Origin of the sequence: Amycolatopsis sp. NPDC051716, assembly GCF_040681595.1 — a bacterium.
Taxonomy (GTDB): Bacteria; Actinomycetota; Actinomycetes; order Mycobacteriales; family Pseudonocardiaceae; genus Amycolatopsis.
This window is the reverse complement of record NZ_JBFAZA010000002.1, coordinates 88,206-109,732: the sequence shown is the minus strand read 5'-3', so window position 1 is coordinate 109,732 and position 21,527 is coordinate 88,206. Positions and strand designations below refer to the sequence as shown.

Sequence of the window (21,527 nt, the reverse complement as noted above, 5' to 3'; positions counted from 1 at the left end):
CGCCGATCCGGCGACGCAGGTGCATCGTGAGACTGGAGAAGTCTCACGAGATCGGTGGGGAGCAAGAGGGTGAAACGACGTTCGCTGCCCTTCGCCGCCGTCCTCGCGTCGGTCCTGCTCGTGGCCGGGCAGGCACCGGCGAAGGCCGTCGACCGCTACACCGGTGCCGAGGACCACTACGCGGGTTCGCAGATCGCCAAGGTCGAGGGCGTCGGCGAGGGCCCCGACGTGCTGTACGGGGGTGACGACCAGCAGCTCGGGCACGACGTCAGCGGGCACCAGGGGCCGGTCGACTGGCCCGGCGCGGCGGGATCGGGCGCGAAGTTCGTCTACGTCAAGGCGACCGAGGGCACCGGGTTCGTGAACCCGCAGTTCGCCCAGCAGTACAACGGCTCGTACAACGTCGGCCTGATCCGCGGCGCCTACCACTTCGCGCGGCCGGACATCTCCGACGGCGCGGCCCAGGCGCGGTACTTCCTCGCCCACGGCGGCGGCTGGTCGGCCGACGGCAAGACCCTCCCCGGCGCGCTCGACGCGGAGTACAACCCGTACGGCGAAACGTGTTACGGCAAGGACGCCGCGGGCGTGGTCGCCTGGATCCGCGCTTTCTCCGACACCTACCGCGCGGCGACCGGCCGGTTCCCGACGATCTACACGTCGACGAGCTGGTGGAAGCGGTGCACCGCGAACAACGGCGGCTTCGGCGCCAACCCGCTGTGGATCGCGCGCTACAACAGCTTCATCGGCGAACTGCCGGCCGGCTGGGGCATCCACACGATCTGGCAGTTCGCCGACCGCGGCACGCTGCCCGGCGACCAGAACTGGTTCAACGGCCCGGCGGACCGGCTCCTGGCCCTGGCGCTGGGCTGAACGGCCCAACCGTCGAATAATAGGTGTTAACTCGTCACCAATTAACGATCTTCTTCCCGGGAAAATCACCCACACGTATACCCAATTTCACGGAACTGAGTGACAAACGCCACTTCGTCCTCAACAATCGTGCACGGGCGGCTACCTGCAGTAAGCCGCTCATCGCGAGGGTTTCCGTGAAGGGATTCAACGATGTCCACCTCCCGAAGAGGGCGGCTGTTCGCTGCCCTGGTCGTCCCGGCCACGCTGCTCCTGCTCGGCAGCACGGCGCAGGCGACGACCTTCTCCCCCGAAGTCGACCCCGTGGCCGCGATCAACGCGGACATCGCGCAGCACAACCACGAACTGGGTTCGCAGATCCGGCGCGTCGAAGGCGACAAGTCGACTCCGGACACCCAGAAATCGGCGCAGCAGCCGCAACCCGGCCAGGCCATGCCCGGCCAGGTGCTGGCGACGGTGGCCGGCATGGACGTCGCCAGCTACCAGGGCAACGTCGACTGGGCGAACTGGTGGAACCAAGGCAAGCGGTTCGTCTGGACCAAGGCCACGGAGAGCACCAACTACACCAACCCGTACTTCGCCCAGCAGTACAACGGTTCCTACAACCAGGGCTTCATCCGCGGCGCCTACCACTTCGCCACGCCCAACACCTCGAGCGGCGCGGCGCAGGCCCGCTACTTCGTCGCCCACGGCGGCGGGTGGTCCAAGGACGGCCGGACGCTGCCCGGGGCGCTGGACATGGAGTACAACCCGTACGGCGCGACCTGCTACGGGCTGAGCAAGGCCGGGATGACGTCGTGGATCCTCGACTTCCACGACACCTACCACTCCTTGACCGGCCGTTACCCGGCGATCTACACGTCGGCGAGCTGGTGGGGCAGCTGCGTGAGCGGTGACTTCTCCAGCACCGCCCCGCTGTGGGTCGCGCGGTACGCGTCGACGGTCGGCGCCCTGCCCTACAACTGGGGCTACTACACCGTTTGGCAGTACACCTCGAGCCCGCTCGACCAGGACACCTTCAACGGTGCCTACGACCGGCTCCAGGCACTCGCCAACGGCTGACCCACCCCCACCCGGCTCCCGGATCGTGACGGCTTGGCGTCGCCACGACCGGGAGCCGGTTTCATGCCGTACCGTCCGAGCTTGCAGAATGCCGCAGCCACGTCCTCGGGGGGAACCGCACATGCCCGCCGGACGTCGGAAGCGCACGAACACCCAGCGCCCGGAAGGCATGAAAGATGACCTACCCGCCTCAGCCGGGCCAGCCCGGCCAGCCCGACCCGTACGGCCAGCCGCAGTCCGGTGGCTTCCAGCAGCAGGGCGGGTGGGACCCCAACCAGCAGCAACAGCCGTACCCGACGCAGCAGTACCCGCAGGGCTGGGACCCGAACCAGCAGGCCTACCCGCCGGCGTCGGGCGGTTTCCCGGCCAACCCGCAGCAGCCGTGGGGCGACCCGTACGCGCAGCAGGCCTGGGCTGACCCCAACGCGCAGCAGCAGTCGGCGTGGGCTGACCCGAACGCGCAGCAGTACGGCCAGCAGGCCTGGAACCCGAACGCGGGCGGCCAGGTGTCCGGCTGGGACCCGGCGACCGGCGGCTACTCGCAGGGCTTCGGCGGGCCGCCCGCGCCGCCGAAGAAGAGCAAGACCGGGATGTGGATCGCCATCGGCGCCGCCGTGGTCGTCGTGCTCGCCCTGGTCGGTGTCACGGGCTTCGTCGCTCCCGGGTTCTTCCTCTCGAAGGACGACACCAACACGGCCGCGGCCCCGTCGTCGAGCACGTCGGCCAAGCCGTCCCCGTCGAAGCCGACGACCAAGAGGCCGACGGCCTCGGCCACGAAGCCGACGACGCCCGACGGCGGCGGCGGGGCCAACTCGGACGCGAAGGTCCTGCTGCAGGGCTTCATCGACAAGCTGAACGCGGGCGACAACGCCGGGGCGGTCGCCATGGGCTGCGCCGACTCGAAGGAGCTGCTCAGCTCGTGGCTCGACACGTTCCTCAAGCCGCCGCTGCAGTTGCAGCTCGGCAGCGTGCCCACCGACAAGTACCTGGTCGAGGGCGAGGTCACCGGGACGTCGGCCGGCAAGCCGGTCAAGGGCACGCTGAGCGCCACGAACTTCGACAAAAAGGGCTTCTGCGTCAGCACGATGCTGGTGTCCTGAGCCGGTGAAGCTGTGGCGATCACCGCTGGCGTGGACGTTCCTCGCGTCGCTGGTGCTGCTGCTCGGGGTCGGCGGCTGGCTGCTGACCGACCCCGCCACCAGCCGCAGTGAGGCGCTGAAGACGGGCGGCCTGGCGGGCGGCGCGATCGTGGCGCTGTACGCGCTGTGGCTCAACGACCGGCGACGCCGGGTCGAGGAGCGCCGCCAGGAAATCGAGCGGCGGCGTCACGAACTCGAGGCGCAGCGCGCGGAACAGGATCGCGAGCGGGTGTCCGACGAGCGGTTCGCGAAGGCGGTCGAGCTGCTCGGGCACGCGGCCGACCAGGTGCGCGTGGGGGCGTTGCACGCGCTGGCGGGGCTGGCGCGAAGCCGGCCGGCCTACACGCAGACGGTGCTGGACGTGCTGTGCTCCTACCTGCGGCGGCCGTTCAAGCACCCGCGGTACGACGAGGATTCGGACCGTGGCGATCAGGAGACCGTGCCCGGTGAGCCGGAGCAGGAGCAGGAGCTCACGGTCCGGCTCACCGCACAGCGGCTGGTCAAGGAGCTGCTCCCGGCCGCGACGGACGCCGAGGCGCCGGCCTACGACCTGGATTTGACCGGCGCGGTGCTGGAGTACCTCGACCTGACCGACCGCAAGATCGGCAACCTCCTCTTGCGCTACGCGTCCCTGCACAGCAGCACCCACTTCAGCCGCTGCCTCGTGGTCGGCAAGGCGTACTTCACCGGCGCGGGCACGGGGAAAGGCCGCCTGGTGGGCTACTTCCGTTGCCGTGACGCGGTTTTCGCGAGCGTGGCCTGGTTCAGCGGAACCCGGTTCTGCGAGATCGCCGACTTCAGGAACGTGAAGTTCGCCGGGCCGACAACGTTCAAGGACGCGGAGTTCGGGGCCGACGTCGAATTCACCGGGGCCCAGGTGACGGATTCGCTGGACCTGCGGCGGACGCGGTTCGCCGGGCAGACCGACCTGCGGTTCGCTTCGCTGCCGGAGTCGGTTTCGTTGTACAACACGATGGTTCGGGGTGAGAAGGATGTGCAGTTGCCCTCGGCGTGGGACCTCGAGGAACTGCACGATGGGGCTTTGCGGGTGATTGCCAAGGTGGGCTGAGCCCGCCGGGTCACGGCTTCGCCGCGGCCCCTTGGGTTGTCTCGATGGGTCTTGAGCTGTGATCGGGGCAGGTGCTGGTCCGGGGTGGCGGCGGCCCGCTCACCGCGGGCGGTCATGATCGACTCGACCAGCTGCTCGCCATGCCGAGCATGGCCCCTCGCGGTCGCGGTGAGCTTGCGACGGCCGGCCTTGGCGAGGCCGGCCGAGTCGCGGTAGCGCGAGAGGATCTCCAGCACTGCCGGGTGACTTATCCGCGGACCAACAGCCCACTCAAGTCCGGAGTGGATGCCGGTAGGCAGCCACGGAGTCGTTGCCGAGTCGGACGGCCCCGCCAGCCAGGTAGGTAGGCGACCTGATGGCCTGCTGCGCCGCCACCAGCTCCGCCCCCGCCCTCCCTTGGGGGGCGTCCCCAGTTCCAGTCTATCGGCGGGGTCCGACGAAAAGCCCGGAAACGCTTGCGCACCCTCGACCTGTCCACAACCCCGCAGGGCTGTGGACAGGTCGAGGTCCGGGTGTCAGTCGAACAGGGCCGGGAGCGTGCGCTCCCAGGCCTCGCGCAGCTCGTCGAGCGTGAACTCCGTGATGTCCTGCAGCTCCAGCGTGCCCGAGTCCGGGTCGACCACGCCGGTCTTGCGCCACGGCAAGCCGCGCGCGGTGCACATCTCCGTGAAGCGGAGCTCTTCCGTGCGCGGGACCGCCACCAGCACGCGGCCCGCCGACTCCGAGAACAGCTGCACGAACGGGTCCTGGTCCGCGTCGAGGAACACGCGGGCGCCGCACTGTCCGATGAGGACGGTTTCGACCAGGGTCTGGATCAGGCCGCCGTCCGAGAGGTCGTGGGCCGCCGAGATCATGCCGTCGCGGGAACCCGCCACCAGGATCTCGCCCAGCAGCTTCTCGCGGGCCAGGTCCACGCGCGGGGGCACGCCGCCGAGGTGGCCGTGGAGCTCGCGGGCCCACGCCGAGCCGTCCAGTTCGTCGTGCGTCTCGCCCAGCAGCAGGAGCGTTTCGCCCGCCTCCGCGCCGATGCCCGTCGGGATGCGGCGGGTGACGTCGTCGATCACGCCGAGGACGCCGATCACCGGCGTCGGGAGGATCGCCGTCGAGCCCGTCTGGTTGAAGAAGCTCACGTTGCCGCCCGTCACCGGGATGCCCAGCTCGACGCAGCCGTCCGCCAGGCCGTGCACCGCCTGCTCGAACTGCCACATCACGCCCGGGTCGGTAGGGGCGCCGAAATTGAGACAATCCGACACCGCGACCGGCGTCGCGCCGCCGGTGGCCACGTTGCGGTACGCCTCCGCCAGCGCCAGTTGCGCGCCGCGGTACGGGTCCAGGTAGACGAACTTGCTGTTGCAGTCCGTCGCCACCGAGACGCCGCGGCCCGACGACTCGTCGATCCGGATCATGCCGGAGTCCGACGGCTGCGCCAGCACGGAATTGCCGCGCACGTACCGGTCGTACTGCGACGTCACCCATTCCTTCGACGCCTGGTTCGGCGACGAAATCAGCTTCAGGACGTCCGCGCGCAGTTCGTCCGGAGTGGACGGACGCGGCAGCTTCGACGAGGTGTCCGCGATCAATGCGTCCTGAGTGGACGGACGCTCGATCGGCCGGTCGTACACCGGGCCCTGGTGGGCGACCGTGTGCGCGGGGACGTCGACGACGACCTCGTCGTGCCAGGTGATGACCAGGTGCTCGCCGTCGGTGACCTCGCCGATGTCGGTCGCGATGACGTCCCACTTGCGGCACACCGCCATGAACGCCTCGACGTTCTCCGGCGAGACGACCGCGCACATGCGCTCCTGCGACTCGCTGGAGAGCACCTCGGCGGGCGTCATCCCGGTGGCGCGCAACGGAACGCGGTCGAGGTAGATGTGCATGCCGCCGTCGCCGGCCGCGGCCAGCTCCGACGTCGCGCAGGACAGCCCGGCGCCGCCGAGGTCCTGGATGCCGACGACGAGCTTCTGCGCGAACAGCTCGAGGCAGCACTCGATGAGCACCTTCTCGGTGAACGGGTCGCCGACCTGGACGCTCGGCAGCTTCTTGCGGCCGCCCGAGGACTCGTCACCCGAAAAGGTGTCACTCGCCAGGACGGAAACGCCGCCGATGCCGTCGAGGCCGGTGCGGGCGCCGAACAGGATGATCTTGTTGCCGGTGCCGGACGCGAACGCCAGGTGCAGGTCTTCGACGCGCATCGCGCCGACGCACAGGGCGTTCACCAGCGGGTTGCCGGAGTAGGACGGGTCGAACACCAGCTCGCCGCCGATGTTCGGCAGGCCGAGGCAGTTGCCGTAGCCGCCGACGCCGGCGACCACGCCGGGCAGCACGCGCTTGGTGTCGGGGGCGTCGGCCGGGCCGAAGCGCAGCGCGTCGGCGACCGCGAGGGGCCGCGCGCCCATCGCCATGATGTCGCGGACGATGCCGCCGACGCCGGTCGCCGCGCCCTGGTAGGGCTCCACATAGGACGGGTGGTTGTGGCTCTCCACCTTGAAGGTGACCGCCCAGCCCTCGCCGATGTCGACGACGCCCGCGTTCTCGCCGATGCCGGCCAGCATCTTGGCCTTCATCTCGTCGGTGGCGGTCTCCCCGAAGTAGCGCAGGTGCTTCTTCGACGACTTGTACGAGCAGTGCTCGCTCCACATGACCGAGTACATCGCCAGCTCCGCGTCGGTGGGCCGGCGGCCGAGGATCTCCCGGATGCGGGCGTACTCGTCGTCGGCGAGCCCGAGCTCGCGGTAGGGCTGGGTGTGGTCCGGGGTCGCCCCGGCACGCTCGGTGGTGTCAACGGTGCTGGTCACGGTGTCCGTGTCAGGGTTCGCCACGGCCGTCAGGATACGTGCCGGGCCCGGCCACCCCGGACGGTGGGCCACCGAACCCGAGCACCCCGCGACCGGTGTGACCGAGGCGACATCCGGCGAGGCGGGAGCGGGACTCGGGCGGTGCGCGGAAAATCGGTCGCCATCCCCGGGGTGTCGGCTTACCGTCGGAAATCGTGCTTTCCGCCACGTATCCCTTTCCGCCGCTGCGGCTGCCCGTGCGGCCGACCGCGAGCCGCTTCCTGCTCGCCGTGTTCCGGGCCCGGCTCGGCACGGTGCTGGGCGCCGCCGCGATCGGTGTCGTCTGGGCGCTGCCGGGTGCGCTCATGCCGCTGGTGGTCGGCCAGGGCATCAGCGCCATCGGCGCGCACGACGGTGCCGCCGTCGGACGCTGGGCGCTGGTCGCGGCGGCGCTCGGGGTCGCGCAGACGCTGTCCGGGACCTGGATGCACTTCCTGAACTACGGCCTGTGGCTGCACGGCGCGGGCTCCACCCAGCGCGCTGTCTCGGCCCACACCACACGCGTCGGCGCGGCCCTGCGGGAGCAGACGACCACCGGGAACCTCGTCGCGGTCAGCACCACGGACATCAACCACATCGGCAACACCGTCGAGATGACCGGGCGGACGTTCGGCTCGCTGCTGGCGTTCGTCGTGGTCGCGGTGTGGCTGATCTCGACGTCGCCGCTGCTCGGCGTGGTCGCGCTGGTCGGCGTGCCGCTCGCGGTGCTGGGCATCGGGCCGCTGCTCGCGCCGCTGCAGAAGCGCAAGTCCAAGCAGCGCGAGAAGCGCGGAGACGTCAACGCGCTCGGCGCGGACATCGTGTCCGGCCTGCGGATCCTGCGCGGCATCGGTGGCGAGCGGCGGTTCTTCGCCCGCTTCCGGGAAACGAGCCAGCGGGTGCGGCGGGCCGGCATCGAGGTCGGCCAGGCCGAGGCCTGGCTGGCCGCCGCGGAGATCGCGCTGCCCGGCCTGGTCACCGTGGTGATCACCTGGCTGGGCGCGCGGCTGGCCGTGGCCGGCGAGATCGGCCTCGGGCAGCTGGTGGCGTTCTACGGCGTTTCGGCGTTCCTGATCTGGCCGGTCACCGCGGCGACGGAGGCGGTCGGCTCGATCACGTCCGGCCTGGTCGCCGCGCGGAAGGTCGTCGCGCTGCTGGCGATCCGCCCGAAGCTGGCGGACCCGGAGACGCCGGTGCCGTTGCCCGAAGGGCCGTTGGAGCTGGTGGACACCGAATCCGGGATCCGCGTCCCGGCCGGCCGGCTGACGGTCGTCGACCTCGGCGCCGACGGCGAAGCGGTGGCCGACCGGCTGGCCCGGTTCGCGGATCCGGCCGAGGGCGAAGAGGTGCTGACCGGCGGCGTCCGGGCGGACCACGTCGCACTCGCGGAGCTGCGGCGGCGGATCGTCTACGCGCACAACCAGGACATCTGGTTCTCGGGCGTGCTGCGCGAGCAGCTGGCGCCGGCGCGGCCGGGCGGGGTCAGCATCACCGAAGCGCTGTACGCGGCCGACGCCGACGACATCGTCGAGGCGCTGCCCAACGGCGTCGACGAGGTGATCGGCGAGCGCGGCCGCGAGGTGTCCGGCGGCCAGCGGCAACGGCTGAACCTGGCCCGCGCGCTGGCGACCGACGCCGACGTCCTGGTGCTCGACGAGCCGACGTCGGCGGTCGACGCGCACACGGAGGCACGCATCACCGAACGCGTCACCGCGCTGCGGCAGGGCAAGACGACGGTGGTGTTCAGCCAGAGTCCCTTGTGGACACATGTGGCAGACGAAGTTTTCACGGCGAAGGTGGTGACGGTGTGAAGCGGCTCCCCACGGCGTCCCGGCGGGACGTCCGGCGCTGGGCGCTGACGACGGCGGCGAGCCACAAGCGCGAGTTCGGCCTGCTGCTGGGCTCGCTGGCCGTGGCCACGCTGATCGGGCTCGCCGGGCCGCAGCTGCTCGGCGCGCTCGTCGACGACGTCGCGGCCGGCACCACGACCGGGCACGTCGACGTGCTGGCGGCGGCGTTCGTCGCCATCCTCGTGCTGCAGGCGCTGGCGCGGAAGGTCGCGCGGATGCGCGGCGCGGTGTTCGGCGAGCTGGTGCTGGCCGAGACGCGCGAGGAGTTCGTCGGGACGGCGCTGCAGCTGCCGCTCGGCACGGTCGAAGCGGCCGGGACGGGCGACCTGCTCAGCCGGGCCACCACCGACCTCGGCCGGATCGACCACGCCGCGCGGTTCGCGGCGCCGGAGATCCTGGTCGCGGCGGTGACCGTGGCGTTCACCGTCGTCGCGATGGTGCTGACGTCCCCGCTGCTGGCGCTGGGCCTGCTGGTCGCGCTGCCGCTGCTGGTCCCGGTGAACGTCTGGTACCAGCGGCGGATCCCGTCGGTGATGCAGTGGATGCTGGACCGGTGGGCGGATCTGACCACCAGCGTCCACGAGACGGCGGAGGGTGCGCGCACGGTGGAGGCGCTCGGGCTGACCGAGCGGCGAGTCGACGCCGCGCACCACGCGCTGGACCAGAGCATCTTCGGGGAACGCCGGATGCGGGCGCTGCAGCTGCGGTGGCTGCCGTCGCTGGAGATCAGTTATGTGCTGCCGCTGGCGGTGATGCTGCCGCTCGGGCTGCTCGCGTACACGCGCGGCTGGGCCGGGCTCGGCGAGATCACCACGATGCTGCTGTACATGCAGGCGATGGCGGCGCCGCTCAACGAGGCGCTGTTCTGGCTGGAGGACCTGCAGGTCGCGGCGGCCGCAGCCCGGCGGATCCTCGGCGTCCGGACGGTCGCGGCCGAGCACGTGGAGAAGGTGGACGAGGTACCGCGCGGGCGTGACATCGACGTCCACGGCGTCCGGTTCAGCTACACCGCCGACCGCGAGGTGCTGCACGGAATCGACCTGCGGGTCCCTTGCGGCGAACGGCTGGCGATCGTCGGGCCGTCGGGCGCGGGCAAGTCGACGCTGGGCCGGCTGCTGGCCGGCATCGCGGCGCCGTCGTCGGGTTCGGTGCGGATCGGCGGCCAGGACGTCTCGGCGCTGGCCGACGACGTGCTGCGCGGCGAGGTGCTGCTGCTGACCCAGGAGCACCACGTGTTCTCCGGGACGCTGCGGCAGAACCTGGCCCTGCCGGCCCGCCGCGCGGGCGGCGACTGGACGGACGAGGAGCTGACGGCGGCGTGCGCGTCCGCGGGCGCGGCGGACTGGGTCGCGACGCTGCCGTCCGGGCTGGACACGAAGCTGGGACCGGGCGAGCACCCGGTGCCGCCGGCGATCGCGCAGCAGCTGGCGCTGGCCCGGGTGGTGCTGGCGGATCCGCACACGCTGGTGCTCGACGAAGCGACGTCGCTGCTGGACACGGGCTCGGCCCGCGACCTGGAGCGGTCGCTGAACAGCGTGCTGGCGGGCCGGACGGTGATCGCGATCGCCCACCGCCTGCACACGGCGGCGGCGGCCGACCGGGTGGCGGTGGTCGAAGGCGGCCGGATCACCGAGCTGGGCCCGCACGACCAGCTGCTCTCCGCGGGCGGTTCGTACGCCCGCCTGGTCGCGGCGGCCAGTTAGTCCGGAATGTCCGGAGTGATCGACGTGTTGCTCCCCGGTGGATGACCAGCTACCTGGGGAGTGACATGTCGTCGTTCGTGATGACCGCCGCGGAACGCGAAGAGTTCCTGAGCGGGGTGCACGTCGGGGTGCTCGCGGTGGAGCGCGCCGGCCGGGCCCCGCTGGCGGTACCGGTCTGGTACGACTACTCGCCCGGCGGCGAGCTGCTGATCTGGATGGAGCGCGACACGGTCAAGGACCGCTCGATCCGCGTCGCGGGAAGGCTGAGTCTGGTGGCGCAGGACGAGAACCCGCCGTACAAGTACGTGACGGTCGAGGGCCCGGTGGTGGCGAACGACGAACCGCCGACGCGCGAGCAGGCCCTGCGGATCGCGCAGCGGTACTGGCCGTCGGACCAGGCCACGGCTTACGTCGACTCGGCACTCGGAGAGCGATCGGTGCTGGTCCGGGTCCGGCCCGAGAAGTGGCTGTCGAACGACCAGAGCAAGAGCTGACCCGGTCCGGGGCTGTGGACAACTGTGGACAACTCGCGCCCACGGCCCCGGAACTGTCGGTGCCCCCCGGTAGAATGGTTACCGGGGGCGCGGCCCGCCCTCACGCCTTCACGAGCGCGTCCACCGCGCTGAAAAACATGCCGAGCCCGTCGTCCGACGGCCCCGTCAGCGCGTCGATCGCGTGCTCCGGGTGCGGCATCAGCCCGACGACCCGGCCGTTCTCGCTGCGGATCCCGGCGATGTCGTTGCGCGAGCCGTTCGGGTTCCCGCCGACGTACCGGAACACCACGCGGCCCTCGCCCTCCAGCTCGTCCAAAGTGGACTGCTCGGCCATGTAGCAGCCGTCGATGTTCTTCATCGGGACGAGGATCTCGGCGCCGGTCTCGTACCGGGTGGTCCACGCCGTTTCGGTGTTTTCCACCCGCAGCCACTGGTCGCGGCAGATGAAGTGCAGGCCCTGGTTGCGGATCATCGCGCCCGGCAGCAGGCCGGCCTCGCACAGGATCTGGAACCCGTTGCAGATGCCGAGCACCGGCATGCCCGCGCGGGCCGCCTCGATCACCGGCGTCATGACCGGCGCGAACCGGGCGATCACGCCCGCGCGCAGGTAGTCGCCGTAGGAGAAGCCGCCCGGGACGATCACGGCGTCGACCTCGTGCAGGTCTTCGTCGGCGTGCCACAGCGGCACGGCCTCGCCGCCGGCGTAGCGGACCGCGCGCGCCGCGTCGCCGTCGTCCAGGGTGCCCGGGAAGGTGATGACGCCGATGCGCGCGCTCACGCGTCGACCCGCTTGATGGTCCACTGCTCGATGACCGGGTTCGCGAGGAAGCCTTCGGCGATCTTCTCCAGCGTCGCGTCGTCGACCGTGTCGTCGACCTCGATCTCGAAGTGCTTGCCCTGGCGGATCTCGGTGATCCCGGTAAAGCCGAGGCGGCCGGCGGCGCCGAGCGCGGCCTGCCCCTGCGGGTCGAGGATTTCGGGCTTCGGCATGACGTCGACGACGACTCGGGCCACGGCAGGCTGCTCCTTATTCACGCAGGTCGTGGGTACCCCGCGAGCATAGTTCACCCGCTCGACCCCCTGGCGGGGCCCACCGGGAAACCTAGACTGGCCGAGGGCGCGGGGCTGCGCCATGATGAGTCGTTGACATCTCGCCAACAGGAGGCACCGTGGCCGTCCAGGAGTCCTACGACTACGTCATCGTCGGCGCCGGCAGCGCGGGGTGCGTCCTCGCCAACCGCCTCACCGAAGATCCGTCGGCCCAGGTCCTGCTGCTCGAAGCGGGCGCGGAGGACACCGCGGACGAAATCCACATCCCGGCCGCGTTCGCGTCGCTGTTCAAGACCAAGTGGGACTGGAACTACGAGACCGTCGAGCAGAAGCACACGGGCAAGACGTCGTACTGGCCGCGCGGGAAGATGCTCGGCGGCTGCTCGTCGATCAACGCGATGATCTACATCCGCGGCAACCGCGCCGACTACGACGGCTGGCGCGATTCCCACGGCGCCGAGGGCTGGGGCTGGGACGACGTCCTGCCGTACTTCAAGCGCGCCGAGCGCAACCAGCGGCTCGGCGGGCCGCTGCACGGGACCGACGGCCCGCTGCACGTCGAAGACCGCCGGTTCACCCACGAGCTGTCGCAGGCCTGGGTCGACTCGGCCGTCGCGTGGGGGCTCAAGCGCACCGACGACTTCAACGGCGAGAGCCAGGAAGGCGCCGGCGTCTACCAGGTGACGTGCAAGAAGGGGCGCCGCTGGTCCACGGCGGACGCCTACCTGCGCCCGGCGCTTTCGCGGCCGAACCTGACGGTGCAGACCCTCGCGCCCGCCACTCGCGTCGTCTTCGAGGGGACCCGCGCGGTCGGCGTGTCCTATTTGGACAACGGCGTGGAGCGCACGGTGCGCGCTTCGGCGGAGGTCATTCTCTCGGGTGGCGCCGTCAACTCGCCGCAGCTGCTGATGGTTTCGGGTGTCGGCCCGGCCGAGCACCTGCGCGAGCACGGCATCGACGTCGTCGCGGCGCTGCCCGGCGTGGGCGAGAACCTGCACGACCACCCGGCGTGCGGGATCATCTGGTCCACAAAGGACACGACCGACCTGGTCGACGCGGCCACTCCGCGTGGCTTGATCCGCTACCAGCTGACGAAGCGCGGGCCGCTGACGTCGAACATCGGCGAAGCGGGGGCGTTTTACCCGACCACGGACGGCCTGCCGGCGCCGGACATGCAGATCCATGTCGCGCCAACGTTGTTCTACGACAACGGATTGCGCGAACCGACGGCGCCCGGGTTCACCTCGGCGGCGACGCTGGTGGACGTCGCGAGCCGCGGACGGCTCCGGCTGAAGTCGGCGAATCCGCTGTGGAAGCCGGAAATCGATCCGGCTTACTACGCGGAACCGCGGGACATGGAGACGATGATCGCCGGGTTGCGGGCGCTGATCGAAATCGGGCAGGTGGGGCCGCTGCGGCGGTTCTTGGACAAGCCGTTCCTGCCGTTGCGGCACGACTTGAGTGATTCCGAGCTGGCCGAGCACATCCGGGAGAACACGCAGACGCTTTATCACCCGGTCGGGACTTGCTCGATCGGGTCGGTGGTTGACGCTGAGTTGCGGGTTCAGGGGGTGGACGGGTTGCGGGTCGTGGATGCGTCCGTGATGCCGGTGGTGCCGCGGGGGAATACGAACGCGCCGACGATCATGGTGGCGGAGAAGGCGGCGGATTTGATTCGGGGGCGGTCGGTTTAGCTGCGGTTGGGTTAGCTGCGGTCGGCTGTTCTACGGGTTTGCGGTGGCGGGGCCTTGGCGCGGCAGGCTTCGCTGCCTGGCCGGCCGCGGCGGGCTTTCGTGTGGGAGTGGTCGCGCAGCCTCGCTGCCAAGCGGCCGTGCGGCGGGCTTCCATAAGAGGGCGGCGGGGCGTTTAGCGTGGGCCGCGGCTCGGTGCGGGCTGCCGGACTAGCTCGGGCCGCGGTGCCTGTGGCGCGGGCGGCGAGGCATTCCTGCAGGCTGGTTTGCGCAGCTTGGCTCGATTTCGGGCCGCGGAGCTGGGTTGCGCGATGAGGTTCAGCCGCGCGTTCGGTTCGCCCAGAACCGTTTCGCGCGGCAGCGAAGCGCGGCCCTCGGCCCCCCGGTATCCAGTTTACCGGCGCCCACCGACACTTCCAGCGCGTTCCGGGGTTGCGGACCCGAGTTGTCCACAACCCCGGAACAGCTCAGCGCTTGCCGTGGAGGATCGTCACCAGCTTGGCCACCAAGGCGTCCGTTGATTCCTTGCGGGTGAACGATGTCAGCGTCAACGGAGCCGTGAACCGCTGGCGGGCGATCGCCTTCGTGCGGGCGAACTCGCGCAGCCCCTCCGGTCCGTGGATGCGGCCGAAGCCCGAATCGCCCACGCCGCCGAAGGGCAATGAGGCTATTCCGGCGAAGGACAACGGTGCGTTGATCGCCGTCATGCCCGTGCGGAGCTTCTCCGCCAGCTCCACTCCCCGGGACTTCGAGAACACCGTCGAACCCAGGCCGTACTTCGTGCTGTTCGCTTTTTCGATCGCTTCGTCCATGTCGCGGACCTTCGCGATCGTCACCGTCGGGCCGAATGTCTCCTCCGTCACCGCCTCGGAGTCCTCGGGGACGTCGATCAGGACCGTCGGCTGCGCGTAGCGGTCGCCCACCGCGTCCTCTCCACCCAGCACCGCCTTGCCGCCGCGGGAGAGGGCGTCGTGGATGTGGCGCTTGATCACGCCCAGCTGGGACGGCATCGTCACCGGGCCGTACTGGGCCGCCTCGTCCGAACCCGCGCGGACGTCCTTCGACTTCTCGACCACCTTGGCCACGAACTCGTCGTGGACCTTCTCGTGGACGTACACGCGCTCGACGCCGATGCAGGTCTGGCCGGAGTTGGAGAACGCGCCCCACACCGTTGCGTCGGCCGCCGCCTCCAGATCGGCGTCCGCGTCGACCAGCACCGGGTCCTTGCCGCCCGCCTCGATCACCACCGGGGTGAGCGTCTCGGCGGCCGCGGCCATGATGCGCTTGCCCGTCGCCGTCGAGCCGGTGAACGCGATCTTGTCGACCCCCGACGTCACCAGCGCCGCGCCCGTCTCGCCGAAGCCCGTGATCAGCTGCAGCACCGGCTGCTCCGGCACGATCTCGGCGAACGCGTCGACCAGCCATTTCCCGACGCCGGGCGTGTACTCGCTCGGCTTGAACACCACGGCGTTGCCCGCCGCGAGCGCGTACGCGACCGAGCCGAGCGGGGTGAACACCGGGTAGTTCCACGGGCCGATCACGCCGACCACGCCCAGCGGCTGGTACTCGACCGTCGCCGCCTGGTTCGACATCAGCAGGCCGGCCGAGCGCTTCTGCTTGCCGAGGACCTTCTTCGCGTGCTTGCCCGCCCACGCGATGTGCTCGATGGCCAGGACGCTCTCCAGCTGCGCGTCGGCGATCGGCTTGCCGGTCTCGTCGCGGACCACCTGGCACAGCTGCGGCAGCCGCCGGGTCAGCACGCCCTTCCAGCTCTTGAGCCGCTCGGCGCGCCCGGCGAAACCGAGGCCCGCCCACCACTCCGCCGCGACGCGCGCCCGTTCGACGGCCGCCTTGACGTCCTCCGCGGTGTGGATCGGGTAGGTTCCGACCACCTCGTCGGTCGCCGGGCTGAGCGAGTCGAAGGTCTCGCCGACCGTCGTCGGCTTCGGCTGGACGGCAGTCATCGGCGTCTCCCTGGAGGTCGCGGGTCAGCCCAGGTTACGACGTTACTGACATCGTGCCAATAGCTCGTGCGGGCTTCCGCACCAGCATTGCACCGGCGGTCGCCGCGGCAAAGACACCGAGCAGCGGCGGGAGCCACAACGGCAGCACGCCGACCGCCAGCGAGCCGAGCCCGAAGCCGGCCGCCTGCACCGTGAAGCTCAAGGAGAACCCCGCTGACCTGCGGTTCTTCGGCAACACGCGCTGGAGGTTGACCGACGTCGTGGCGACCAGCGGCCCACCGAACGCACCGATCACCGCCACCGACGCGATCAGGCCCGGCCACCCGAGGTTCGCGCTGAGCACGAGCCCGCCGAGGACGAACCCTGCGAGAAACAGCCGCGGGTCACCGATCTTGCCCCGCCACGCGTAGAAGGCGCTGCCCGCGATGCTCGCTCCGGTCAGCACGGCGATCACCACCGGCGCCGCCGTCTCCGGCGCACCGAGGCGCTGGACCAGCGGCAACGGCGCGACCTCGATCGTCGACGTCAGCAGCCCGATGGTGAAGGCACAGCACAGCCACGGCAGGGCGGCGCCGGGTCGCGCGGGCGGGATGCCGGGCCCGGATTCCACCCGATCGCGGGATGCCGCGCGACGCGGGACGAGCAAGGCGGCGGCAACGCAGGCGGCCGCCATCGCGGCGAGCGGCACGAGCGGACCGGCCAGGTCGAGCAGCGTGACCAGCGCCGGACCGCCGACGAGCACGCCGTCGAGGATCATCGCGTCCACAGTGGTCGCCCGGGGAAGCAGCTCGTCGTCGACCGTCTCCGCGAGCAGCGTCCGGAACCCGCCGGACAACGCTCCGCCCGTGATGCCGGGCAGCAGCACCAGCACGAGCAGCGCGGCGCTCGGCGCGCCGTTCGCGGCGGCCAGCGTCAGCACCCCGTACCCGGCGGCGGTGAGCAGGAGCAGCGCGGGCAGCCCTCGCGAAGGGCCGACGCGGTCGAGCAGCCGGCCGACCGGCACCGCGCACACCATCTCGGCGGCGACGAAGACCGACATCAGCACGCCACCCAGCCGGTAGGAGCCGGTCGTCGCGGTGGTCAGCAGGGTGAACGCGAGCGGCGCCATGGTCGACGGCAGCCGGGCGAACTGGACGCCCGCCGACCAGCGCCAGTACGCGCGATGGGTGAACAACGACATGCTCACACGCTTGCGGGCCAGCCGCGTGCGGCACACTGATTCGGGTGAGAGCGAATCAGTCGTGATCGAGCTGGTCCTGACCGCGGCCGGGAGCCACCGCGTCCGGTTCGCCATCTCGCCGCTGGAGGAGGTGCTGGGCGCGGTCCAGACCCTGCTCGGCATCCGGCGGCACCCCGCGCCACCGCCGTGGCTCTCCGCCGTGCCCGACGTGCCCGAGCTGGCCGCGGTGCTGAGCGCGCGGCACTACATCACGGAGTTCCTGAGCCCGCCGCCCGACGGTCCCGAGACGACCGCCGAAGCGCAGCTCGCGGTGGTCCGGGCGACGCCGCCCGCGCAGGTGGCGCTGGAGCTGGGCATGGTCGACGCGGACCTGTCCGGGCTGCCGGCCGACCCGGCCGTCGCGCGCGACCTGCTGGCCGATCAGCTCGAGACGGTGTGGGACGCGCTGCTGGCCCCGGAGTGGCCCCGCCTGCGTGAGCTGCTCGCGGCGGACATCGCCCACCGGACGCGGCAGCTGGGGTCGGGCGGGCTCGCGGCGATGCTGGCGGAGCTCCACCCGCGCGTCCGGCTGTCGGGGACGTCGGTGCTGGTCGACGTCCGGTCCCGGGAGCGCCTGCCGATCGACGCGCGGGGGTTGCTGCTGATCCCGGCGGTGTTCGCGTGGCCGAACGTCGGGGTGGTGACGGTGCCGCCGTGGCAGATTTCGCTGCTGTACCCCGCCCGGGGCGTGGCTTCGCTGTGGACTTCCGCCGCCGAGCCGCCGGAACCGCTGGCGGAGGTGCTCGGCCGGACGCGGGCCCTGCTGCTGACCACGCTCGACCGCCCGGCGGCGACGACCGAGCTGGCCCGGCGCCACGAGCTGGCACCGGCGACGGTTTCGGCCCACCTGACGGCGTTGCGCGCAGCGGGCTTGCTGGCGTCGGAACGCCGGGGGCACCGGGTGCTGTACCGGCGCACGGAACTCGGCGACGCGCTGCTCTCGGGCAAGCTGTGACAGATGGACAGAGCAGTGGCCTGGGAAGGCTTCTACAACACCAGGGACCTCGGTGGCCTGCCGGCGCGCTCGGGCCGGACGACCCGCCGCGGCGCGTTCTTCAGAGCGGCCGACCTCCGATTCGTGACTGACGCCGGGTGGGCCCAGGCGCGCGAGTCCGGCGTCCGGACCGTCATCGACCTGCGCAACCCCGACGAGATCCGGCCGACGACGGGCGCTCCGACGGCGCTGGCGGGCTCCGCGCAGTTCGCCGCCGCGACCGGCCCGGTCACCCCGGCGGGCCTCGACCGCGTCGAGGTTCCCCTCGACGACATCGCCGACCTCGAGTTCTGGCGGTACGTCAACCGCGAGCGGCTGAACGGCAGCCCGCTCTACTACCGCGCCTTCCTCGAACGGAAGCCCGAGCGCTGCGCCGCCGTCATGACCGCGATCGCCCGGGCGGCCCCCGGCGGCGTCCTGTTCCACTGCGGTTCCGGGCGCGACCGGACCGGTCTCGTCGCGCTCCTGCTCCTGGCGCTGGCCGGCGTCGACACCGACGCCATCGCCGCGGACTACGCCCTGTCCACCGAGGCCGTGAAACCGCTGTACGCCGTGATGGGCACCGAAGACCAGGGGCCGGTCATCGCGGCGGCCCTCGCGGAACGGGGCACCACGACCGCGGCGGCCGTCCGGGACACGCTCGACGGGTTCGACGTCGAGCGGTACCTCCTCGACGCGGGCGTCGGCGGCTCGGACCTCGACGACATCCGGCACCGGCTGACCGAGCGGGACTAGGCTGGGATCGACCACCCGTGAAGGAGAACCATCGATGCGTATCGTCCATTTCGGACACGCCTGCCTGTTGCTGGAGACCGGCTCCGAGCGGATCCTGATCGATCCCGGCGCCTTCTCCACCGGCTTCGAGGGTGAGCGGGAACTGTCCGCCGTGCTGGTCACGCACCAGCACTTCGACCACCTCGACGTCGAACGGCTGCCCCGGGTCCTCGAAGCCAACCCCGGTGCCCGGCTGATCGTCGATCCCGGGTCCGCGCCCGAGGTCGAGAAGCTCGGCCTGGAGTTCGCCGTCGCCAACGTCGGGGACGCCTTCGCCGTCGGGGACACCTCGATCAAGGCCGTCGGCGGGGAGCACGCCGTCATCCACTCGGACATCCCCGTCATCCCGAACATCGGGTACGTCTTCGACGACGGCGCCTTCTTCCACCCCGGCGACTCGTTCTTCGTGCCGGAGCACAGGATCGACGTGCTCGGGCTGCCCACCGGCGCGCCGTGGCTGAAGGCCGGGGAAGCCGTCGACTACCTGCGGGCCGTCGCGCCGCGGGTGGCCGTGCCCATCCACGAAGCCGTGCTCGCCAACCCGGCCATGCACTACGGCCTCTTCGGGAACCTCGCGCCCGAAGGCACCGAGGTCAAGGTGCTCGACCGGGGCGAACCCGCGAAGATCTAGGCCGCCACCACGCGCAGCGAGCCGTAGGTCGCGCCGAACGCGCGGTTCTCCAGGGCGACGTCCACCGCGTCGAGCAGGGCCTGGCGGAGGCCGGGGCGAGTCAGGTCCGTGGCATCGACCCCCAGCCGGACCAACCCGCCCCGGCGAGCCGCGCGCGCCGCCGCCAGCACCAGCGCGAAGCAGCGCACCGTCTCCGTGCGGTGTGACTGGCTCGTGAACTCATTCACCCGCGCGCGGCGCACCTCGCCGGTCACGAGGTCGCGCACCGCGCCGAGGTCCGCGCACAACCGGAACCCGTGCTCGGCCAACGCCTGCAGCGTGCCCTGGGACGCGATCCAGCGCGGCGGCGCGAAGCCGTCCACCGACAGCCCCGCGTTGTCCAGCGCGGCCTTCGCGGCGATCAGGCGCAGGCGTGCCTCGTGCGCCGGCAGCGTCGCGAACTCCGCCCGCTTGCCCAGGTAGACCGTGCGGTGCGTGGGCGTGACGGAGTGGTCGTAGCCGTGCAGCAGCACGGAATCACCGCCGCGGGCGCGGGTGCGCACCCACTCCGTCACCGGGCCTCCGCCGGTGCGGGCGGCGTACAGCATCGAGAGCGGCACCTTGCGGCGGTCGAGCTCGGCCGCGAGGTCGGCGCACCGGTGCAGCGTGCGCGGGGTGATTCCCGACAGCGAAACCAGCAAGCGAGCTTCCACGACCACCATTGGGACGCACGCGTCTGACACCCTCGTGAACTGCGCAGAACGGGCGGGCGACCGTTGCCGAAAAGCCCGGCACCGGCTGGCTCAGACGCCCTCACACAGGCGCTTCACGGCCACCGCGATCCGGCCGCGCAGGTCGGGGTCGGCGACCTGACCGTCGGCGACGTCCGCCCGTGACACCGGAATCCGCGCGCACGCCTCGTCGACGATCTTCGCGCCCGCGTACGTCAGGACCTTCCGCAGCGAGTCGTGCGCGTCCCGGCCGCCGGTCGGTGCCGCGACCGAGGACGCGTTGATCCACGCCACCGGCTTGCCGTACATCTCGCCGCCGCCGACCGTCCAGTCGAGGAGGTTCTTGAACGAGCCCGGCAGCCCGCCCGCGTACTCCGGCGTGCAGATCAGGACCGCGTCGGCGTCCTTCAGCGCGGCCCGCAGCGAGGCGACCTCGGGGTGCAGCGGGTCGCGGTCGTCATCGGGGTTGAAGTGCGGCAGATCGGCAAGGCCGGTGTACGTCCGGCTCGCGGTGAGGGTCGCGGCGGTCCCCAGCACCGCCGCATTGCCCGAGCCGGCTCGCAGGCTGCCGCAGATCAGCAGGATCACGAGGCCAGTCTGCCAGCGAAAGCCCGGTGATGCGCTGGTACGCCTCGATGTACCGGTCGCGCGTCGCCGTCACCACTTCGGGCGGCAACGGCGGCAGCGGGGAGACGCAGTCCCAGCCGGACGCCGGGTCGACCAGCCAGTCGCGCACGTGCTGCTTGTCGAACGACGGCTGCGGGACGCCGGGCTGGTGACCGTCGGCGAGCCAGTAGCGGGCCGAATCCGGCGTCAGCAGCTCGTCCGCGAGCACGAGCCGGCCGTCGGCGCCGATGCCGAATTCGAATTTCGTGTCGGCCAGCAGCAGGCCCTGCTCCGCCGCGCGGGCGGCGCCCCGGCGGTACAGCTCCACGGACGCCTCCCGGACCTCCTCGGCGAGCGCGCGGCCCAGCACCGAGACGCACGTACCGAAGTCGATGTTCTCGTCCTTCTCCCCGGGGCGCGCCTTGGTGGACGGCGTGAAGATCGGCTCGGGCAGCCGCTCCGACTCGGCCAGGCCGGGCGGCAGCGCCAGCCCGCACACCTCCCCGGACCGGCGGTAGTCCGCGTAGCCGCGGCCGGTCAGGTAGCCGCGGACGACCGCCTCGACCGGCAGCATGTCGAGCCGCTCGACCAGCAGCGCGCGGCCGCGGACGGCCTCCGGGATGAGCGGCCCGTCGCAGGTCACGAGGTGGTTCGGGAGGACGTCGGCGAGCTCGCGGAACCAGAACACGCTCATCGCGGTGAGCACGCGGCCCTTGCCGGGGACCGAGGTGGGGAAGACGCGTTCGAAGGCGGAGATGCGGTCGGAGGCGACGACCAGCAGGTGCTCGTCGCCGACCGCGTAGAGGTCGCGGACCTTGCCGGTGGCGAGCCGTTCGAGGGTGGGGAGGGGTGTCACGCGCTGAACCCTAACGCGCACCCTCCGCC

Annotated in this window: 19 protein-coding genes; 11 read left to right on the top strand and 8 right to left on the bottom strand. The window is 71.3% G+C overall.

The features are described from left to right. The first annotated feature begins 69 nt into the window (after positions 1–69). From AB0M30_RS02670 to AB0M30_RS02655, 4 genes are all read left to right on the top strand, one after another. Positions 70–870, top strand: a complete 801-nt coding sequence (locus tag AB0M30_RS02670) for a lysozyme (RefSeq protein WP_364578989.1) — start codon at positions 70–72, stop codon at positions 868–870. A gap of 192 nt (positions 871–1,062) precedes the next feature. After that, on the top strand, positions 1,063–1,932 hold the full coding sequence (locus AB0M30_RS02665; RefSeq protein WP_103337914.1) for a lysozyme: 870 nt from the start codon (positions 1,063–1,065) through the stop codon (positions 1,930–1,932). Positions 1,933–2,108: 176 nt separating this feature from the next. Then, on the top strand, positions 2,109–3,032 hold the full coding sequence (locus AB0M30_RS02660; protein WP_364578986.1) for a hypothetical protein: 924 nt from the start codon (positions 2,109–2,111) through the stop codon (positions 3,030–3,032). A gap of 4 nt (positions 3,033–3,036) precedes the next feature. Continuing rightward, positions 3,037–4,140, top strand: coding sequence for a pentapeptide repeat-containing protein (locus AB0M30_RS02655; RefSeq protein WP_364578983.1), 1,104 nt, complete (start codon positions 3,037–3,039; stop codon positions 4,138–4,140). Positions 4,141–4,655: 515 nt separating this feature from the next. Here AB0M30_RS02655 and purL read toward each other — a convergent pair. Next, positions 4,656–6,938 (bottom strand): phosphoribosylformylglycinamidine synthase subunit PurL, encoded by a 2,283-nt coding sequence (purL, locus tag AB0M30_RS02650; protein WP_364579592.1) that lies wholly within the window; start codon positions 6,936–6,938, stop codon positions 4,656–4,658. A gap of 194 nt (positions 6,939–7,132) precedes the next feature. On the opposite strand from purL, the gene AB0M30_RS02645 reads away from it, so the two are divergent. The 3 genes from AB0M30_RS02645 (at position 7,133) to AB0M30_RS02635 (ending at position 11,003) form a co-directional block, all read left to right on the top strand. Beyond that, positions 7,133–8,767: an ABC transporter ATP-binding protein gene (locus tag AB0M30_RS02645; RefSeq protein ID WP_364578981.1), complete on the top strand. Its 1,635-nt coding sequence runs from the start codon at positions 7,133–7,135 to the stop codon at positions 8,765–8,767. Beyond that, positions 8,764–10,509, top strand: coding sequence for an ABC transporter ATP-binding protein (locus AB0M30_RS02640; RefSeq protein WP_364578978.1), 1,746 nt, complete (start codon positions 8,764–8,766; stop codon positions 10,507–10,509). The genes AB0M30_RS02645 and AB0M30_RS02640 overlap by 4 nt, the downstream gene beginning before the upstream one ends. A gap of 65 nt (positions 10,510–10,574) precedes the next feature. Further along, a complete protein-coding gene (locus tag AB0M30_RS02635) occupies positions 10,575–11,003 on the top strand; it encodes a pyridoxamine 5'-phosphate oxidase family protein (RefSeq protein WP_364579590.1) in 429 nt (142 codons plus the stop codon). 100 nt (positions 11,004–11,103) lie between these two features. Here AB0M30_RS02635 and purQ read toward each other — a convergent pair whose 3' ends face one another. Both purQ and purS read right to left on the bottom strand, forming a co-directional pair. Then, on the bottom strand, positions 11,104–11,781 hold the full coding sequence (gene purQ / locus AB0M30_RS02630) for a phosphoribosylformylglycinamidine synthase subunit PurQ (RefSeq protein ID WP_364578975.1): 678 nt from the start codon (positions 11,779–11,781) through the stop codon (positions 11,104–11,106). Next, entirely contained in the window at positions 11,778–12,017 is a 240-nt protein-coding gene (purS, locus tag AB0M30_RS02625) for a phosphoribosylformylglycinamidine synthase subunit PurS (protein WP_003056885.1), read from the bottom strand. The genes purQ and purS overlap by 4 nt, the downstream gene beginning before the upstream one ends. A gap of 155 nt (positions 12,018–12,172) precedes the next feature. On the opposite strand from purS, the gene AB0M30_RS02620 reads away from it, so the two are divergent. Then, the gene (locus tag AB0M30_RS02620; RefSeq protein WP_364578972.1) at positions 12,173–13,747 is read left to right on the top strand and encodes a GMC family oxidoreductase N-terminal domain-containing protein; all 1,575 of its coding nucleotides are present in this window, start codon (positions 12,173–12,175) and stop codon (positions 13,745–13,747) included. Between the two features lie 464 nt (positions 13,748–14,211). Here AB0M30_RS02620 and AB0M30_RS02615 read toward each other — a convergent pair whose 3' ends face one another. Both AB0M30_RS02615 and AB0M30_RS02610 read right to left on the bottom strand, forming a co-directional pair. Continuing rightward, positions 14,212–15,708, bottom strand: a complete 1,497-nt coding sequence (locus tag AB0M30_RS02615; protein WP_364578970.1) for an aldehyde dehydrogenase family protein — start codon at positions 15,706–15,708, stop codon at positions 14,212–14,214. 34 nt (positions 15,709–15,742) lie between these two features. Beyond that, entirely contained in the window at positions 15,743–16,888 is a 1,146-nt protein-coding gene (locus tag AB0M30_RS02610; RefSeq protein ID WP_364578968.1) for an MFS transporter, read from the bottom strand. A 61-nt stretch (positions 16,889–16,949) separates the two neighbouring features. Here AB0M30_RS02610 and AB0M30_RS02605 point away from each other — a divergent pair, with 61 nt between their 5' ends. The 3 genes from AB0M30_RS02605 to AB0M30_RS02595 are packed head-to-tail and all read left to right on the top strand — an operon-like array spanning position 16,950 to position 19,326. Beyond that, positions 16,950–17,882, top strand: a complete 933-nt coding sequence (locus AB0M30_RS02605) for a DUF5937 family protein (RefSeq protein WP_364578965.1) — start codon at positions 16,950–16,952, stop codon at positions 17,880–17,882. 3 nt (positions 17,883–17,885) lie between these two features. Further along, positions 17,886–18,656, top strand: coding sequence for a tyrosine-protein phosphatase (locus AB0M30_RS02600; protein ID WP_364578963.1), 771 nt, complete (start codon positions 17,886–17,888; stop codon positions 18,654–18,656). Positions 18,657–18,690: 34 nt separating this feature from the next. After that, a complete protein-coding gene (locus AB0M30_RS02595) occupies positions 18,691–19,326 on the top strand; it encodes an MBL fold metallo-hydrolase (RefSeq protein WP_364578960.1) in 636 nt (211 codons plus the stop codon). Here AB0M30_RS02595 and AB0M30_RS02590 read toward each other — a convergent pair. The 3 genes from AB0M30_RS02590 to AB0M30_RS02580 form a co-directional block, all read right to left on the bottom strand. After that, a complete protein-coding gene (locus AB0M30_RS02590; protein WP_364578957.1) occupies positions 19,323–20,027 on the bottom strand; it encodes a DUF2334 domain-containing protein in 705 nt (234 codons plus the stop codon). The two genes, AB0M30_RS02595 and AB0M30_RS02590, sit on opposite strands and share 4 nt — an antisense overlap. A gap of 81 nt (positions 20,028–20,108) precedes the next feature. Further along, the gene (locus AB0M30_RS02585) at positions 20,109–20,573 is read right to left on the bottom strand and encodes an NAD(P)H-dependent oxidoreductase (RefSeq protein ID WP_364578954.1); all 465 of its coding nucleotides are present in this window, start codon (positions 20,571–20,573) and stop codon (positions 20,109–20,111) included. Then, positions 20,494–21,498, bottom strand: a complete 1,005-nt coding sequence (locus tag AB0M30_RS02580; protein ID WP_364578952.1) for a phosphoribosylaminoimidazolesuccinocarboxamide synthase — start codon at positions 21,496–21,498, stop codon at positions 20,494–20,496. Before AB0M30_RS02580 ends, AB0M30_RS02585 begins: the two co-directional genes overlap by 80 nt. Between the last annotated feature and the right edge of the window lie 29 nt (positions 21,499–21,527).

Excerpts from the sequence above, each read along its gene's own strand:
- AB0M30_RS02590 (WP_364578957.1), bottom strand. The coding sequence starts at position 20,027 with ATGGTGGTCGTGGAAGCTCGCTTGCTGGTTTCGCTGTCGGGAATCACC.
- AB0M30_RS02595 (WP_364578960.1), top strand. The coding sequence starts at position 18,691 with ATGCGTATCGTCCATTTCGGACACGCCTGCCTGTTGCTGGAGACCGGC.
- AB0M30_RS02600 (WP_364578963.1), top strand. The coding sequence starts at position 17,886 with ATGGACAGAGCAGTGGCCTGGGAAGGCTTCTACAACACCAGGGACCTC.
- AB0M30_RS02665 (WP_103337914.1), top strand. The coding sequence starts at position 1,063 with ATGTCCACCTCCCGAAGAGGGCGGCTGTTCGCTGCCCTGGTCGTCCCG.
- AB0M30_RS02660 (WP_364578986.1), top strand. The coding sequence starts at position 2,109 with ATGACCTACCCGCCTCAGCCGGGCCAGCCCGGCCAGCCCGACCCGTAC.
- AB0M30_RS02615 (WP_364578970.1), bottom strand. The coding sequence starts at position 15,708 with ATGACTGCCGTCCAGCCGAAGCCGACGACGGTCGGCGAGACCTTCGAC.
- AB0M30_RS02610 (WP_364578968.1), bottom strand. The coding sequence starts at position 16,888 with ATGTCGTTGTTCACCCATCGCGCGTACTGGCGCTGGTCGGCGGGCGTC.
- AB0M30_RS02635 (WP_364579590.1), top strand. The coding sequence starts at position 10,575 with ATGTCGTCGTTCGTGATGACCGCCGCGGAACGCGAAGAGTTCCTGAGC.